This window comes from Amycolatopsis sp. NPDC088138 (assembly GCF_044741685.1).
In the GTDB taxonomy this organism is placed as follows: Bacteria; Actinomycetota; Actinomycetes; order Mycobacteriales; family Pseudonocardiaceae; genus Amycolatopsis.
Genome location: NZ_JBIUTB010000008.1, coordinates 330,428 through 345,445, shown reverse-complemented (window position 1 = coordinate 345,445; position 15,018 = coordinate 330,428). Strand labels below are relative to the sequence as shown.

Below are 15,018 nucleotides of genomic sequence, written 5' to 3'. Positions count from 1 at the left end.
CGATGCTCACCCTGGCCCGGCGGCTCGGCGCCCTCGTCCTCACCCTGGTCGTCAGCTCGTTCGTGATCTTCGCGGGGATGTACGCCGCCCCCGGTGATCCGCTGACCTTCCTGATCAAGAACCCGGAGGACCGGACGCCGGACCGGGTCGCGGCGGTGCGCGCGGCCTACCACCTGGACGACTCGTTCCTGAGCCAGTACCTGTCGTGGCTCAAGGGGGTCCTGCACGGGGACCTCGGCACGTCGTTCGTCTACAAGCAGCCCGTGGCGGACCTGATGACCAGCCGGCTGCCGGTCACGCTGACGCTCGTGGCCATGGCCGCGCTGCTGTTCGTCGTGGTCGGCGTCCTGCTCGGCGTGGTGTCGGCGTTGAAACGGGGGTCGACGGTCGACGCGTCGATCACCGGGGTCACCACGTTCCTCACCTCGATCCCCAACTTCGTGGTGGCGCTGGTGCTGGTGTCGGTGTTCGCGGTCCAGCTCCGGTGGTTCGACGTCTCCGGCAGCGGCGAGGGCTTCGGCGGCCGGCTCTACCACCTGACGCTGCCCGCGATCGCCCTGGCGATCGGCGCGTTCGCCGTGGTGAGCCGGGTGACGCGGCAGACCATGGTCGAGCAGCAGAGCCTCGAGCACGTCGACGTCGCCCGCAGTTTCGGGCTGGCGCGCCGCAAGATCGTCCGGCGGCACGTGCTGCGCAACTCGCTCGGCCCGGTCGTGACGATGTGCGGCCTGATCATCGCGAGCATGCTCGCGGGCACCGTCGTGATCGAGTCCGTGTTCGGCCTCAGCGGGGTCGGCAGCATGCTCGTCGACTCCATCAACGCGCACGACTTCCCGGTGGTGCAGGCGATCCTGCTCTACATGGTGCTGGCGTACATGGCCGTGACGGTCGTCGTCGACCTCCTGTACCCGCTGATCGACCCCCGCACGCTCGAGAGGAGTGGTGCCGCATGACGGCCGTCGGCGCCCCGGTCCTGGCCGTCCCGCGCAAGCGGCGCGACTGGGCGTTCTACCCGTGCCTGGCGATCCTCGCGATCGCCGTCGGCGCGGCGGTGCTCTCACCGTGGGTCACGCCCTACGACCCCGCCGCCACCAGCTTCGACGCGATCTGGGTGCCACCGAGCCCGGCGCACTGGCTCGGCACCGACCAGCTCGGGCGCGACCTGCTGTCGCGGGTGGTCGACGGCGCCCGGCCGACCCTGCTCGGCTCGATCGCCCTGCTGGCACTGGCCACGGCGCTCGGTGTCCTCATCGGACTGACCGCGGCGTTGCACCGCGGCTGGGTCGACACGCTGCTGGCGCGCATCACCGACGTCATGTTCGCCTTCCCCGGCCTGCTGTTCGTGATCATGATCATCGCGGTGTTCGACAGCGGGACCGTGACGGCGGTGATCGGGATGGGGCTGGCCTACGCGCCGGTCATCGCGAAGTTCACCCGGGCCATCGCCCTGGAGGAGCTGGCCCGGCCGTACGTCGACTCGTACCGGCTGCAGGGCGCGGGCGGGTTCGAGCTGTGCCTGCGGTACGTGCTGCCCAACATGCTGCCGACGCTGCTCGGCTACCTCGTGGTGCTGTTCGGCGACGGCCTGATGAGCCTGGCGACGCTCAACTTCCTCGGCTTCGGCTCCCAGCCGCCCAGCTCGGACTGGGGCCTGATGGTCGAGGAGAGCCGGACCGGCGTCATCCAGGGTGTGCTCGGGCCGGCGCTCGTGCCGGGGCTGACCATCGCGATCGTCGTCGTGGCGACCAACGTGGTCGGTGTCCGGCTTTCCGACAAGCTCGCGGTCCGGAGGTAGGCCCATGCTGCTCACGGTGGAAAACCTGTCCCTTTCGGTGCCCGGGCACCGGATCCTGCAAGACGTCTCCCTGGAGGTCGGCACCGGCGAAGCCGTCGGTCTCGTCGGCGAGTCCGGGTCGGGCAAGTCGACGACGGCCCGCGCGGTCCTGCAGCTGGTGCCCGACGGCGCGCAGACGTCCGGCTCGATCTCCGTCTGCGGGCACTCCCCCGCCGACCCGGACAGCTGCCGCGCGATCCGCACCGAGCACGCGGCGATGATCTTCCAGGACCCGCGCTCGTCGCTGAACCCGGTCCGGCGGATCGGCGACTCGGCCACCGAGCGCCTGGTCCACGTGCACGGTGTGCCGAAGGCCGAGGCGACCCGGCGGCTCGTCGACCTCATGGCCGAGGTCGGCCTGCGGGATCCGGAGAACCTGCTGCGCCGCTACCCGCACCAGCTGTCGGGCGGGATGCTGCAGCGCGTCGTCATCGCCGCCGCGCTGAGCACGGATCCGAAGGTGCTGCTGGCCGACGAGGCGACCAGCGCCCTCGACGTGACCACGCAGGCGGAGGTGTTGGCTCTGCTGCGGCGATTGCGGCGCGAACGGGAGCTGGCCGTCCTGTTCATCACGCACGACCTGCTGCTGGCCGGCGCGTTCTGCGACCGCGTGTACGTGATGAAGGACGGCTCGATCGTCGACGAGCAGCCGGGCAAGACGGTGTTCGTCGACCCGGCCAACCCCTACACCAAGGCACTGGCCGACGCGACGCCGCGCCTGCCGGAACGGGAGCCCCGCCATGCCTGACGCACTCGTGGCGGACGGCCTCACCAAGACCTACCCCGCGCGCCGCGGCGGCACCGCGGCGGTCACCGCGGCCAAGCGGATCGGCTTCCGGCTGCCGAAGGGCGGCTCGCTCGGCCTGGTCGGCGAGTCGGGCTCCGGCAAGACCACGCTCGCCCGGATGATCGTCGGCCTGGCCCGGCCCGACGCGGGCACCGTCACGATCGACGGCCGGGACCGGCAGTGGCGGGCCCGCGGCCGGAAGGCGCGCCTGGCCCGGGCGCGTGAGGCGCAGATGGTGTTCCAGGACCCGTACGGTTCGCTCGACCGGCGGCTCACCGTCGAAGACGCCCTGCGTGACGTCCTTCGCCGACACCGCCCCGACTTGACGTCGGCGGGCGCGGCCGGGCACGTCCGGACGTTGCTGGACCGCGTCGGGCTCGGCGAGTCCAAGGCCGGCTCGCGGCCGCACCAGCTGAGCGGCGGCCAGCGCCAGCGGGTCGCGATCGCCAAGGCCCTCGCCGTCGACCCGGCGGTGCTCGTGCTCGACGAGGCCGTGTCGGCCCTCGACGTCTCGGTGCAGGCCCAGATCCTGGCCCTGCTCAACGAGATCCGGCGCGAGTCGGGTGTGAGCCTGGTCTTCGTCAGCCACGACCTGGCCGTGGTCGCCGAGGTGACCGACCAGGTGCTCGTGATGTACGAGGGCGAGTGCGTCGAGCATGGCGCCACCACCGACGTGCTGTGCCGCCCGCAGCACCCCTACACCGAGATGCTGCTGTCGTCGGCACCCGGACCCGACTGGCAGCCCGAGCGGGTCGCCGAGCTGCGGGCCGTGTTCGCCGCGACCCGCCGTGAGCCTGCAAGGAGTTCGCTCGCATGACCCCACCCGAACCCACGTCCGCGCGCTGGAGCCGGGGCAGCACCCCGGTGTTCGCCTCGCGCCACGACCAGCGCTTCAGCTACTGCCTCCACGTCCCGGAAAACCTGGCTCCCGGCACGCCGATCGTCGTGGTCGTGCACGGGACCGAGCGCAACTTCCTGCTCTACCGCGACCACCTGCGGCCCTTCGCCGAGGAACACGGCGTCGTCGTGCTCGCGCCGCTCTTCCCCGCGGGCATCATCGACCCCGGGGACCTGCACAACTACAAGTTCCTCGACTACCAGGGCATCCGCTACGACCAGGTGCTGCTGTCCATGGTGGACGAGGTCGCGCAGCGCTACCCGGTCGACGCCGGGCAGTTCTACCTGCACGGCTTTTCCGGCGGCGGCCAGTTCGCGCACCGCTTCTTCTACCTGCACCCGGACCGGCTGGCGGGGGTGTCGATCGGCGCGCCCGGCCGGATCACCCGGCTCGACGACACGCTGCCGTGGTGGCTGGGCACGGCGGACTTCGAGAAGACGTTCGGCCAGCCGATCGACGTCGAGGCGTTGCGGCGCGTGCCCGTGCTGATGGTGGTCGGCGACCAGGACGTCGAGACCTGGGAGATCACCAACCCCGGTGAGCCCAACTGGATGGCCGGCGCCGAGCTGACCGGCGACACCCGCGTCGAACGCCTGAAGACCCTGGAACGCGACTTCACCGCCCACGGCATCACCGTCCGGTTCGAGCTGGTCCCGGGAGTCTCGCACCACGGTTCCCAGGTCCTGTCACCGGTGCGCGACTTCTTCGCCGAACTGATCGACGCCCGGCGTCGCGGAGAGGAACCCTCATGACCGTCCTGGCCGCCGCCGTCGACACCGACGTCATCCCGCCCCTGTGGCGCCTGGTCACCAAGTTCGGCTACTTCGCCGGGCTGGCCGCCGTGATGGGCTCGACCCTCGTCCACACGGTGGCCCTTCGGCCCGCGCTGCGCGACGCCGATCCCGAGGACCGGACCGTCCTCACCAGACGGTCGGCGTTGGTGATGGCGTGGTCGGGGGTCGTCCTGCTGGCCGCGCTCTACCCGCAGCTCGCCGGCAAGGCGGCGCGGGCGACCGACGGGATGTCCTTCGGGGAAGCGCTTTCACCGTCGGCGATCTGGGCCTACCTGACCGTGCCCGGCAAGGCGTCGGTCTGGGTCGCGCCCAACCTCTTGGTGCTCATCACGTACGTGCTCTTCGCCGTGTCGGCGATCCTGCCCCTCCTGCTGTTCCGCACGTCCTTGCGCGATCGTGCCGACACGATCGCCGCGGTCACCTTCCCGCTTCTCGTCGTCGCGCAGCTGGTCACGGCCATCCCGGGCACCCTCGACGGGCAGACCGCCGACACCTGGACGATGACCGTGCTGAGCTACGCGCACCCCATCGCGGGCTGCACGTGGGTGGGCGGGATCGTGACGCTGGTCGTGCTGGCCGGGGCGCGCTCGCGGCTCGGCGAGTCGGCCGGACCGGTCTGGGGCCGGGTCTGGCGGCGCTTCAGCGTCGTCGCCGAGGTCTGCGTGGGCGTCGTGATCGTCTCGGGCCTGTGGCTCGGCTGGAAGTCCGTCGGCTCGCCCGCCCAGCTCTGGGAAACGCCGTACGGCCGGTTCCTGCTGCTGAAGATCACGCTCGTCGCCGTGCTGCTCGTCTGCGGCGCGGTCAACGAGTTCGTCCTGCTCCCCCGCATCGCGCGGCTGCGGGTCGCCGGCGACACCCGCTCGGTGTTCGCCGTCGCGGTCGGGCACTTCCCGCGGATCGTGACGCTGGAGGCCGTGGTGGGGGTCGCGGTGATCGCGGTCGTGCCGTTCCTCAACGGCTCCGCGCGTGAACAAGCGGGCGGAGCGGCCGAGCCACCCGCCACCGGCGCGCTCTTCACGGCGGTGTTCGTCCTGCTCGCGACGGTCGTGGCGGCGTTCTTCGCCAACCTCAAGCTCCACGAGCGCATCGACAACCCCGAGGTCGCGCGATGACCGTCCTCGACGTGCTGAAGGACCACTACGGGCTGACCGGCGTCGACGTCTTCCCGCTGGGCGGCGAGCTGGACGAGAACTCCGTCGTGCGGCTGGACGACGGGTCCCGGGTCGTCGTGAAGGTCTCGCCGCCCCGGGCCGACGTCGCGCGCATCCGGTGGCAGCACGAGCTGATGCGGCTCGCCGACGCCGGCGGTGTCCGGGTGCCTCGCGTGCGTGCCGCCCTCGACGGCGAGTCCCTGGTGGTCACCGGCCGCCGCGCCGTCACCGTGCAGTCCTGGTTGGACGGCCCGACACTGTCCGAACTGGACAGTCACGCCCCGGAACTCCTCGAAGAGCTGGGCGCCACGGCCGCGCGGCTGGTGGGGGCTCTGAAGGACGCCCCGAAACCGCCGGACTCGCCGCCTAGCCACTGGGACGTGCTCCGGGCCGCGGAGGCGATGACCGACGACGCCGTCGACGATCACGTGTGGCGCATCGTCGCGAGGTACTCACAAGCCTTGGAGCGGCACGGCTCGGCGCTGCCGCAGGCGGTGGTCCACCAGGACTTCAACGACTTCAACGTCCTGGCCCGGCGCGAGCCGGACGGCCGCCACCACGTCCACGCCGTGCTCGACTTCGGCGACGCGCTCCACACCGCCCGCGTCGGCGAGCTCGCGGTCGCCGTGGCCTACGCGATGCTGCGCAAGGCCGATCCCCTCGCCGCCGCGGCGGCCGTGGTGCGCGGCTACACCGCCGAGAGCGCGCTCGAAGACGCGGAACTGTCGGTGCTCTTCCTCATGGCGGCCGCGAGGCTGTGCGTCAACGCCGTCACCTGGACGCGGCGGGCGACCGCCTACGGCGACGAGCGGATGCGGCACACGCGGCCGGCGATCGCGGCGCTGGCCGCGACCCCGCCGGAGCTGGCCGAGGCGGTGCTCCGCGAGGCCGCGGGCCGTCCCGCCACGGTCTGGACCGCACCGGCGGCGGGCGCCCCGCCGAAACTGCCCGCCGGAGTGAGCTGGGGACGCCACCTCGAGCCCCGCTCGCCCGTGCGCCGGACCACCGCCGGCGGCGAGGCTGCGACGCTCCGGCTCGGTCTCGTCCTCGAGTCGCCGGAGCCCTTCACCGTCTACTCGCCGTTCGACGCGGTGGTCGTGCGCGGCGAGCCGGCGACGGTCCTCCTGCGCCACGACCGCCCGGAGCCCTTCTGGTCGCGCTGGACCGGCGTGACCACCCCCCACCGCGACGGCGACCCGATCGCGGCCGGCGCCCCGATCGGCCGGGCCGGCGCGGCGGTCCGCGTCGCGCTCTTCCGTTCCGCCGAGACGGCGGCCCTGGCGCCCGGCCTGGTGCCCGCGTCCCAGGCGGCCGCCTGGGCGAGCGTGTCCCCGGACCCGGCGGAGTTCCTCGGCCTCCCCGCGGCGCCGCGGGGCGAGACCTGGGACGTCGAGCGGGTCGTGACGTCGCGCAGCGTCCACTTCGCCCGGTCGCAGCGGTCGTACTACCGGCGTCCGATGAACCTCGTCGGCGGCCGGGGGAACTGGCTCCACGACGACCGGGGCCGCGCCTACCTCGACGCGATCAACAACGTCAGCCACGTCGGGCACGCCAACCCCCGGGTGGTGGCCGCGGCCACGGCGCAGCTGCGCAAGCTCAACACCAACAGCCGGTTCGTCTACCCCGGGATCGCCGAGTACGCCGAGCGGCTCACCGCGACACTGCCGGAGCCCCTGCGGGTGGCGTTCTTCGTCTGCAGCGGCAGCGAGGCCAACGACCTGGCGGTCCGGATGGCCCGGCAGGTGACCGGGCGGCGCGACGTCCTGGTGGTCGACGGCGCCTACCACGGCAACACGTCCGTGCTCACCGGCCTGAGCCCCAACCGCTACAAGGGGCCGGGCGGGACCGGGCCGGACCCGTCGACGCACGAGGTCGAGCAGCCCGACCGGTACCGCGGCCGCCACGGTTACGGCGATCCGGCGGCCGGGCGTGCCTACGCCGCGGACGTCCGGCGGCAGGCCGACCGGCACCCGCCGGCCGCCTTCATCGCGGAGTCGGCGATGGGCACCGCCGGCAGCGTCTTCTACCCGGACGGCTACCTCGCCGAAGCCTTCGCGGCGGTGCGCGCCGCGGGCGGGCTCTGCATCTGCGACGAGGTCCAGGTCGGGTTCGGGCGGTTCGGCGACGTCTTCTGGGGCTTCGAAAGCCAGGGTGTCGTGCCGGACATCGTCACGATGGGCAAGCCGATCGGCAACGGCCACCCGCTGGCCGCCGTGGTGACGACCCGGGAGATCGCCGACGAGTTCGACACCGGGATGAAGTACTTCAACACCTTCGGCGGCAACCCGGTTTCGTGCGCCATCGGCCTGGCGGTGCTCGACGAGATCGCCGAGCAGGGCCTGCAGCGGCACGCGGCGGAGACCGGCCGCCACTTCAAGGACGTCCTCGACGCGCTCGCCGGGCGCCACGAGCTGATCGGCGACGTCCGCGGGCACGGGATGTACCTCGGTGTCGAGCTGGTCCGGGACCGCGTGACGAAGGAGCCCGCCGGCGCCGAGGCACTGCACGTCAGCGAGCTGATGAAGGACGAAGGGGTGCTCGTCTACCCGACCGGCGCGACCGGCAGCGTCCTCAAGATCAAGCCGCCGCTGACGTTCACCACCGAGGACGCGGACCTGTTCGGGGCCACGCTCGACGAGGTGCTCGGCCGTGCCTGGTGAGCCGCTGGCCGGCCTGGTCGCCGTGGTGACCGGGGTCGGCGGGCCGCGCGGGATCGGCTTCGCGACGGCCGCCGCACTGGGCGCGCTGGGTGCCTCGCTGGTGGTATCCGCGAGCAGCGAGCGCGTCCACGAGCGGGCGGCGGAGCTCCCCGCCGGGACCGGTTCCCACGTCGGCGACCTGACCCGGCCGGAGACCGCCGACGACCTGGTCGCCACGGCGCTGACCCGGTTCGGCCGGGTCGACGTCGCGGTCCACTGCGCGGGCATGACGTCGGTCTTGTCCACAGTGGACGAATCCGGCCGGGCCGCGGACCTCACGTTCGGGATCTGGCGCGCGAGCCTGGCCCGCAACCTCGACACCGCGTTCCTGTTCGCCAGGGCCGTGCTCGACGCCGGTGCACGGCGGCTCGTCATGGTGGCCAGCCTGACCGGGCCGGTGATGGGCATGCGCGGCGAAGTCGCTTACGGCGCCGCCAAAGCCGGGGTCGTGGGCCTGGTCCGCGGCCTGGCCCTGGACGCGGCCGGCGAGGGTGTCACGGTCAACGCCGTGGCACCCGGCTGGATCGCGACCGACTCCCAGACCCCGCACGAACACGCCCAGGGGCTGCGCACGCCGATGGGCCGCAGCGGCACCGCCGCCGAGGTCGCGAGCCTGATCGCCTACCTGTGCACCCCGTCCGCGTCCTACGTCACCGGTCAGTGCCTCGTCGTCGACGGCGGCAACTCGATCGCCGAGGAGCGAGCATGACCTTCTTCGACCAGGAATCCTTGACCACACCGAAGCTTTCCGCGGCCGACGCCGAAACCCTCGTCCGCGAGCGCTACGGCGTCGACGGCGTCGCCGAGGAGCTGGGCAGCCAGCAGGACGCCAACTTCCGGATCGTGTCCCCCGCGGGCACGTTCGTGCTGAAGGTGTCGAACCCGGCGTTCACCGCCGAGGACCTCGACGCCCAGGACCGCGCGGCCGTGCACGTCGCCCGCTCCGGGATCCTGGCACCGTCGCCGGTCCCCGGTCTCGACGGGCGCACGGTCCAGCCCGTCGAGCTGCCCGGACTGTCCACAGTGGCGCGGCTCGTGACGTACCTCGAGGGTGCTTCCCTGAGCACGAGCCGGTATCTGGCCCCGCCGGTCGTCGCCGCGCTCGGCGATCTGGCGGGCCGCACCTCGCGCGCCCTCGCCACCTTCGACGGGCCACTCCCCCACCGAGACCTCCAATGGGACCTCCGCCACGCGCACGACGTCGTCACGCGGCTGGCGGAGTTCGCCCCCAGGCCGGACACCGTGCGCGAGGCGGCCCGCGCGGCCGCCGGCGCGCTGGCACCGTTCGCGGACCGGCTGCCGCTGCAGGCGGTGCACGGCGACCTGACCGCGGACAACGTCATCGCGGCCGTCGGCGACGACGGACGACGGCACCCGGCCGGTGTCATCGACTTCGGCGACCTCATGCGGAGCTGGGCGATCGCGGAGCTGGCGGTGACGTGTTCTTCGCTGCTGCCGTACGGCGATCCGGCCGTCCTGCTGCCCGCGATCCGCGCGTTCGACCAGGTCCGTCCGGTCTCGGACGACGAGCTGGCCGCGTTGTGGCCGCTGGTCGTGCTGCGTGCGGCGTCGCTCATGGTCAGCGGCCGGCACCAGGCGAACATCGACCGGGCCAACCGGTACGCGGCGAAGAACCTCGACGAGGAGTGGCGGATCTTCGAGGCGGCGACCGCCGTCCCGATCGAGGTCATGACCGAGCTGGTCCGCTCGGCGGTCCGGCCCCCGGCCGCGCGCCCGGTGGCCGCGGGACGGCCGCTGTTCGGGCCGTGCGACCCCGTCGACCTGTCGGCGATCAGCCCGTTGCTCCACAATGGACGGTTTCTCGACGTCGAGGATCAGCTGACGACGGGCATGGCCTACGTCCCGTTCCTGCAGCCGCGGCTGACCCGGACCCGACTGAACTCGCCCCTGCAGCCCGCGACCGCCGGGCTCGGTGTCGAGGTGTTCGGTGCCGGGCCCCTGGAGATCCGGGCGCCGTGGCCGGGCACCGTCGAGGTGCACGACGACGCCGTCGCACTCCGCGGTGAGCAGACCCTGTGGCTGTCCGGGCCGGTGCGGCCGGCCGGTGACGTCGTGCAGGCCGGCGATGTCCTCTGCCGGGTGGACGCGGGATCGGTGCGGATCCAGGTCACGCGCCTCGAGAGCCGGCCGCCGTTCTTCGTGACGCCCGCGATGGCCGGGGCGTGGGCGCACGTCTGCCCGGACCCGACGCCGCTGATCGGGCGGGCCCCGGACGTCACCGAGGCACCCGGCCTGCTGCGGCGGCGGGGGTCGGCGTTCGCGCCGGTCCAGGAGCACTACTACGCCGAGCCGCCGCGGATCGAGCGCGGCTGGCGGCAGCACCTGTTCGACGTCGGCGGCCGCGCCTACCTCGACATGGTCAACAACGTGACGATCCTCGGGCACGGGCACCCACGGCTGGCCGATGCCGTCGAGCGCCAGTGGCGGACGCTCAACACCAACTCGCGGTTCCACTACGAGGCCGTCGTGGAGTTCTCGGAGCGTCTCGCCGCGCTCCTGCCCGAGCCGCTCGACACCGTGTTCCTGGTCAACAGCGGCACCGAGGCGGACGACCTCGCGCTGCGCCTGGCCTGGGCGAACACCGGCCGCCGGGACGTCCTGACCGTGCGGGAGGCCTACCACGGCTGGTCGGACGCGACCGACGCCGTCTCGACGTCGGTCGCCGACAACCCGAACGCCCTGGCGACCCGGCCGGCGTGGGTGCACCCGCTCGCCGCGCCCAACACGTTCCGCGGCGAGTACCGCGGCGCCGAGGCGGGGCGCTACGCCGAAGACGCCGTCGCGTACATCCGCGGCATGGACCGGCCGCCGGCGGCGTTCCTGGCCGAGCCGTTCTACGGCAACGCGGGCGGCATGGCCCTGCCGGACGGTTACCTGGCCGCGGTGTACGACGCCGTGCGCGGCGCGGGCGGACTGTGCATCGCCGACGAGGTGCAGGTGGGGTACGGCCGGCTCGGCGAGCACTTCTGGGGGTTCGAGCAGCAGGGTGTCGTGCCGGACGTCGTCACCGTGGCCAAGGCGATGGGCAACGGGCACCCGCTCGGCGCCGTGATCACCACGAAGGCGATCGCCGAGGGCTACCGCGGCCAGGGGTACTTCTTCTCCTCGGCCGGCGGCAGCCCGGTCAGCTGCGCCGCCGGGCTGACCGTGCTCGACGTGCTGCGCGACGAGGGCCTGCAGGAGAACGCCCGGGTCGTCGGCGCGCACCTGCGGCAGCGGCTGCTGGAGCTGGCCGAGCGGCACCCGATCATCGGCGCGGTCCACGGCCTGGGGCTCTACATCGGCGTCGAGCTGGTGCGCGACCGCGAGACCCTCGAACCGGCGGCCGCGGAGACGGCCGCCATCTGCGAGCGGATGCGCGAGCTGGGCGTCGTCATGCAGCCGACGTCGGACCGCCTGTGCGTGCTCAAGGTCAAGCCGCCGCTGGGCATCACGACCGCCGACGCCGACTTCTTCGCCGACACGCTTGATCACGTGCTGACCGAGGGCTGGTAACGGAACGAGCACCTGCGGCCACCGGTTCGGCGTGCCGGACGGCGACGGCATCGGCCCGGCGATCGTGCCCGCCGCGACCCGGGTCGTCGACGCCACGGTCGAGACGGCAGGCCCAGGGCCGGCCGGGTTCCGCCGCCGCTGGGCCGCGCGGCCGATCGCGATGATCCTCTCGGGTTCGATGCTGCCGGATCGGCCGGCGGAGCATCACGTCGACGGCGTCCTCGGCGACCGGCAAGGCGCTGACGGAGGGCTGGTAACGGAACGGGCCCGTCCGAGGTACCCGAAGCGTAACTTTCGGGCGACGAGGGTGATCTGCACCAACAGGGCGTAACGGATCACCCGCTTGGTCGATACTCCGTTCGTGTCCGGGACGCCCGGACCTTCACGAGGGGACCCATCGCTCATGTCTCGACTCCACCTGGGAGCGCTCATCGCCACCGGGGCCGTCGCCGCCCTGATCTGCACGGGGTGCTCGGGCACCTCCGGCAGCGCCGCCCCGGCCACCGTGTCCGCCGCTCCCGCGGCCGCCTCCACCTCCGCCGCACCCGCGCTCGACGCCAAGGTGGCCGGCACCGCCGTGGTCGAAGCCGCGAAGCAGGCCAAGGCCGTGCACGTCCGGGGCACCATCTCCTCGGGCGGGAACATCAACCTCGACCTGCAGCTCAACCCGGACAGCGCGAGCGGCACCATCGTCAAGGACGGCACCGAGGTACCGGTCCTGCGCGTCGGCGACAAGTACTTCTTCCGGTTCAGCGACTCGCTGATCAAGGAGGCCGGGATCCCGGCCTCGGTGGGCAAGCTGCTCAAGGACAAGTGGGTCCCCTCGACGTCCCAGATCGGCGCCGGCGTCGGCGCCGCGTTCAAGCAGTTCCTCGACTACAAGACCTTCACCGACAACACCATCGGCCAGCTGGACTCGACGAGCTTCTCCGGCGGCGAGCAGACGACCGTGGCCGGCGTGCCGGCGCTGAACTTCACCAGCTCCGACGGCACCGCGACGGTGGCCGCCGGCGAGCCGCACTACCTGCTGCGCATGGCCGACCCGAAGAGCGGCACGATGGAGTTCGGCGACTGGGACAAGCCGACGACGGTCACCGAGCCGAAGGCCTCGGAGATCTACTCCGGCCCCGGCGCCTGATGTGGCACGGACCGCGCCCGGCGGGCGCGGTCCGTTTTCAGAGCCGTGAGACCTGGTAGTGCGCGATCAGCCAGCTCTCACCGACGCGGCGCACGACGACGCTCAGGTTCACCGTCAGCGTCGGCCGGTCCGTGAAGCCGAATTCGACGCTCAGGTAGCCCAGGACCAGGTCGTCCGCGAGACGCCGGGTCTGCAGGATCTCGTAGTCCGCCGTCAGGCCGAGGGGCTGGGAGTCGTAGTACGCCGCGACGCCCTCCCGGCCGACGCTGTACGGGTGCAGGCCCTGGAAGATCGCGTCCTCGGTGAAGTACGCCGCGACACGCTGGGGCTCGTGGGCGCCGACCGCCGACTTCCAGTCGTCCAGCACGGCGGTGAGGATGTCCGTCTCGGTACTCATGCCGGTTTCCCTTGCTGCCGAGGGACTTCAGTGACCGGCGCTCTGGCCGCCGTCGACGTGCAGGATCTCACCGGTGACGAACGGCGCGCCTTCCAGGTACACGATCGCGTCGACGATGTCGGAGACGTCGCCCATCCGCCCGACGGGGTGCAGGCCCGCGAGCGCGTCGTGCGTTCCGGCCGGGTGCATCGGGGTGCGGATGATCCCGGGCGACACCGCGTTGACGCGGATGCCGCGGCCGGCGTACTCGATCGCCAGCGACTTCGTGACGGAGTTCAGGCCGCCCTTGGTCAGCGACGCCAGTGCCGAGGGGACGGCGCTGTTCGCGTGGTCGGTCAGACTGGTCGTCACGTTGACGACGTGACCGCCGCCGTTCTCGAGCATCGCGGCGATGGCGCGCTGGGTGACCTCGAAGAAGCCACGCAGGTTCACGCCGGTGATCTGCTCGAAGTCGGCGCCGGTGTAGTCGGTGAACGGCTTCGCGACGAAGACGCCGGCGTTGTTGACCAGGGCGTCGACCCGGCCGAACCGGGCCAGCGCCTGCTCGATCACGCGGGCACCGACGGCGGGATCGGCGATGTCGCCGGGCACGGTCAGGATCCCGGCGTCCCCCGACGGGGTGATGGACCGCGAGTTCGCGACCACGGCGTAGCCGAGCTTGCGGTACGCCTCGGCCAAGGCCGCGCCGATGCCCTGCGACGCACCGGTGACGACCGCGACCTTCTGGGTGTTCATGGGTGTGGGACCTCCTCGTGGCGGACGGGCGCCGTGCCCGTCCTGAAGCGATCGTGAGCCCGGGGCGAGGGCCCTCGCCACGACCGGTTTCCTCGCACCTGGGAGGCCCGCGCTCCCACCGCATTAAGCTCGGCATATGGAGCTACGCCAGCTTCGCTACTTCGTGACCGTCGCCACCGAACTCAACTTCGGGCGCGCCGCGGAGCGGCTGCACATCGCCGGACCGTCGCTGTCCCAGCAGATCAAGGCCCTCGAACGGGACCTGGCCTGCCGGCTATTCGACCGCGACCGCCGGTCGGTCACGCTCACCGAGTGCGGCGAGACCCTGCTGCCGAAGGCGCAGTCGCTGCTCACGCAGGCGGACGAGCTGCGCCGGACGGCCGCCGGGATGGGCGCGCGCGAGCCGGTACGGCTGGGGTACGTCAACTGGCGCCCCGACGACCTGCTCGACCGGGTGGCGGGCGTGGCGCAGCTGCACGTCGACACGTGGGTGCTGCCGTCACACGCCCAGGTGCGCCGGGTCGCCGACGAGAGCATCGACCTGGCGATCTGCTGGGTGACCGCCGGCGACCTGGCCGAGCACGGCCTGCGGGCCGACCTGATCGGCGCGGACCGGCTCTACGCCGTCGGCACGGGCACCGGTTCTGGTGACGTCCGCGCATCGGACACGCTGGTGCTCGTGGACGGCGACACCGCGAGCTGGGCGTCCTGGAACGTCTACGCCGAGGAGTTCGCCCACGCCACGGGCGCGCGGATCGTCCGCACCCGCGACGGCGGCATCACCGGCCCGGGGTTCTTCGACCACGTCCGCAAGCTGCGGCACCCGGTGCTCAACTCGCCGAAGGGCCAGACCACCCCGATCCCGCCGGACCTGGCCCGGAGGGAGATCGTGGCGCCGTCGCCGTACTGGACGTGGTCCCTGGTGTCCCGCCAGGACGAGACCCGCGCGGCGGTCCTGGCCACGATCGCCGCACTCACCGCTCGCGTCGGCACCCTCGGCCTGGACACGGGCACACCGTGGCTGCCCGCCGACGACCCGCACGCGGCGGCCACTCCCACGGCCTGACGG

14 protein-coding genes are annotated in these 15,018 nt (G+C 72.5%); 12 read left to right on the top strand and 2 right to left on the bottom strand.

The features are described from left to right. Nucleotides 1-2 precede the first annotated feature (2 nt). The 11 genes from ACIOD2_RS42350 to ACIOD2_RS42300 all read left to right on the top strand — a co-directional run bounded on the left by ACIOD2_RS42350 (nucleotide 3) and on the right by ACIOD2_RS42300 (nucleotide 12,817). A complete protein-coding gene (locus ACIOD2_RS42350; protein ID WP_400551027.1) occupies nucleotides 3-953 on the top strand; it encodes an ABC transporter permease in 951 nt (316 codons plus the stop codon). Then, nucleotides 950-1,795 (top strand): ABC transporter permease, encoded by an 846-nt coding sequence (locus ACIOD2_RS42345; RefSeq protein WP_400551026.1) that lies wholly within the window; start codon nucleotides 950-952, stop codon nucleotides 1,793-1,795. Before ACIOD2_RS42350 ends, ACIOD2_RS42345 begins: the two co-directional genes overlap by 4 nt. 4 nt (nucleotides 1,796-1,799) lie before the next feature. Continuing rightward, complete coding sequence (locus ACIOD2_RS42340) at nucleotides 1,800-2,582, top strand: ABC transporter ATP-binding protein (protein ID WP_400551025.1); 783 nt, start codon at nucleotides 1,800-1,802, stop codon at nucleotides 2,580-2,582. Next, a complete protein-coding gene (locus tag ACIOD2_RS42335; protein WP_400551024.1) occupies nucleotides 2,575-3,438 on the top strand; it encodes an ABC transporter ATP-binding protein in 864 nt (287 codons plus the stop codon). The genes ACIOD2_RS42340 and ACIOD2_RS42335 overlap by 8 nt, the downstream gene beginning before the upstream one ends. Then, complete coding sequence (locus ACIOD2_RS42330) at nucleotides 3,435-4,271, top strand: alpha/beta hydrolase (protein ID WP_400551023.1); 837 nt, start codon at nucleotides 3,435-3,437, stop codon at nucleotides 4,269-4,271. Before ACIOD2_RS42335 ends, ACIOD2_RS42330 begins: the two co-directional genes overlap by 4 nt. After that, entirely contained in the window at nucleotides 4,268-5,425 is a 1,158-nt protein-coding gene (locus ACIOD2_RS42325) for a DUF4149 domain-containing protein (RefSeq protein WP_400551022.1), read from the top strand. Before ACIOD2_RS42330 ends, ACIOD2_RS42325 begins: the two co-directional genes overlap by 4 nt. Further along, on the top strand, nucleotides 5,422-8,124 hold the full coding sequence (locus ACIOD2_RS42320) for an aminotransferase class III-fold pyridoxal phosphate-dependent enzyme (RefSeq protein ID WP_400551021.1): 2,703 nt from the start codon (nucleotides 5,422-5,424) through the stop codon (nucleotides 8,122-8,124). The genes ACIOD2_RS42325 and ACIOD2_RS42320 overlap by 4 nt, the downstream gene beginning before the upstream one ends. Continuing rightward, on the top strand, nucleotides 8,114-8,872 hold the full coding sequence (locus ACIOD2_RS42315) for an SDR family NAD(P)-dependent oxidoreductase (RefSeq protein WP_400551020.1): 759 nt from the start codon (nucleotides 8,114-8,116) through the stop codon (nucleotides 8,870-8,872). Before ACIOD2_RS42320 ends, ACIOD2_RS42315 begins: the two co-directional genes overlap by 11 nt. Further along, nucleotides 8,869-11,679 carry an aminotransferase gene (locus ACIOD2_RS42310; RefSeq protein ID WP_400551019.1) on the top strand — a complete coding sequence of 937 codons (2,811 nt, stop codon included), beginning with the start codon at nucleotides 8,869-8,871 and terminating at the stop codon, nucleotides 11,677-11,679. Before ACIOD2_RS42315 ends, ACIOD2_RS42310 begins: the two co-directional genes overlap by 4 nt. 31 nt (nucleotides 11,680-11,710) lie before the next feature. After that, the gene (locus ACIOD2_RS42305; RefSeq protein ID WP_400551018.1) at nucleotides 11,711-12,010 is read left to right on the top strand and encodes a hypothetical protein; all 300 of its coding nucleotides are present in this window, start codon (nucleotides 11,711-11,713) and stop codon (nucleotides 12,008-12,010) included. Nucleotides 12,011-12,082: 72 nt separating this feature from the next. Next, nucleotides 12,083-12,817 carry a hypothetical protein gene (locus tag ACIOD2_RS42300; protein ID WP_400551017.1) on the top strand — a complete coding sequence of 245 codons (735 nt, stop codon included), beginning with the start codon at nucleotides 12,083-12,085 and terminating at the stop codon, nucleotides 12,815-12,817. 37 nt (nucleotides 12,818-12,854) lie between these two features. On the opposite strand, the gene ACIOD2_RS42295 is transcribed toward ACIOD2_RS42300, so the two are convergent. Continuing rightward, nucleotides 12,855-13,214: a nuclear transport factor 2 family protein gene (locus ACIOD2_RS42295; RefSeq protein ID WP_400551016.1), complete on the bottom strand. Its 360-nt coding sequence runs from the start codon at nucleotides 13,212-13,214 to the stop codon at nucleotides 12,855-12,857. 27 nt (nucleotides 13,215-13,241) lie between these two features. Next, a complete protein-coding gene (locus ACIOD2_RS42290) occupies nucleotides 13,242-13,949 on the bottom strand; it encodes an SDR family NAD(P)-dependent oxidoreductase (protein WP_400551015.1) in 708 nt (235 codons plus the stop codon). A gap of 136 nt (nucleotides 13,950-14,085) precedes the next feature. On the opposite strand from ACIOD2_RS42290, the gene ACIOD2_RS42285 reads away from it, so the two are divergent. Continuing rightward, the gene (locus tag ACIOD2_RS42285) at nucleotides 14,086-15,015 is read left to right on the top strand and encodes a LysR family transcriptional regulator (RefSeq protein WP_400551014.1); all 930 of its coding nucleotides are present in this window, start codon (nucleotides 14,086-14,088) and stop codon (nucleotides 15,013-15,015) included. Nucleotides 15,016-15,018 lie beyond the last annotated feature (3 nt).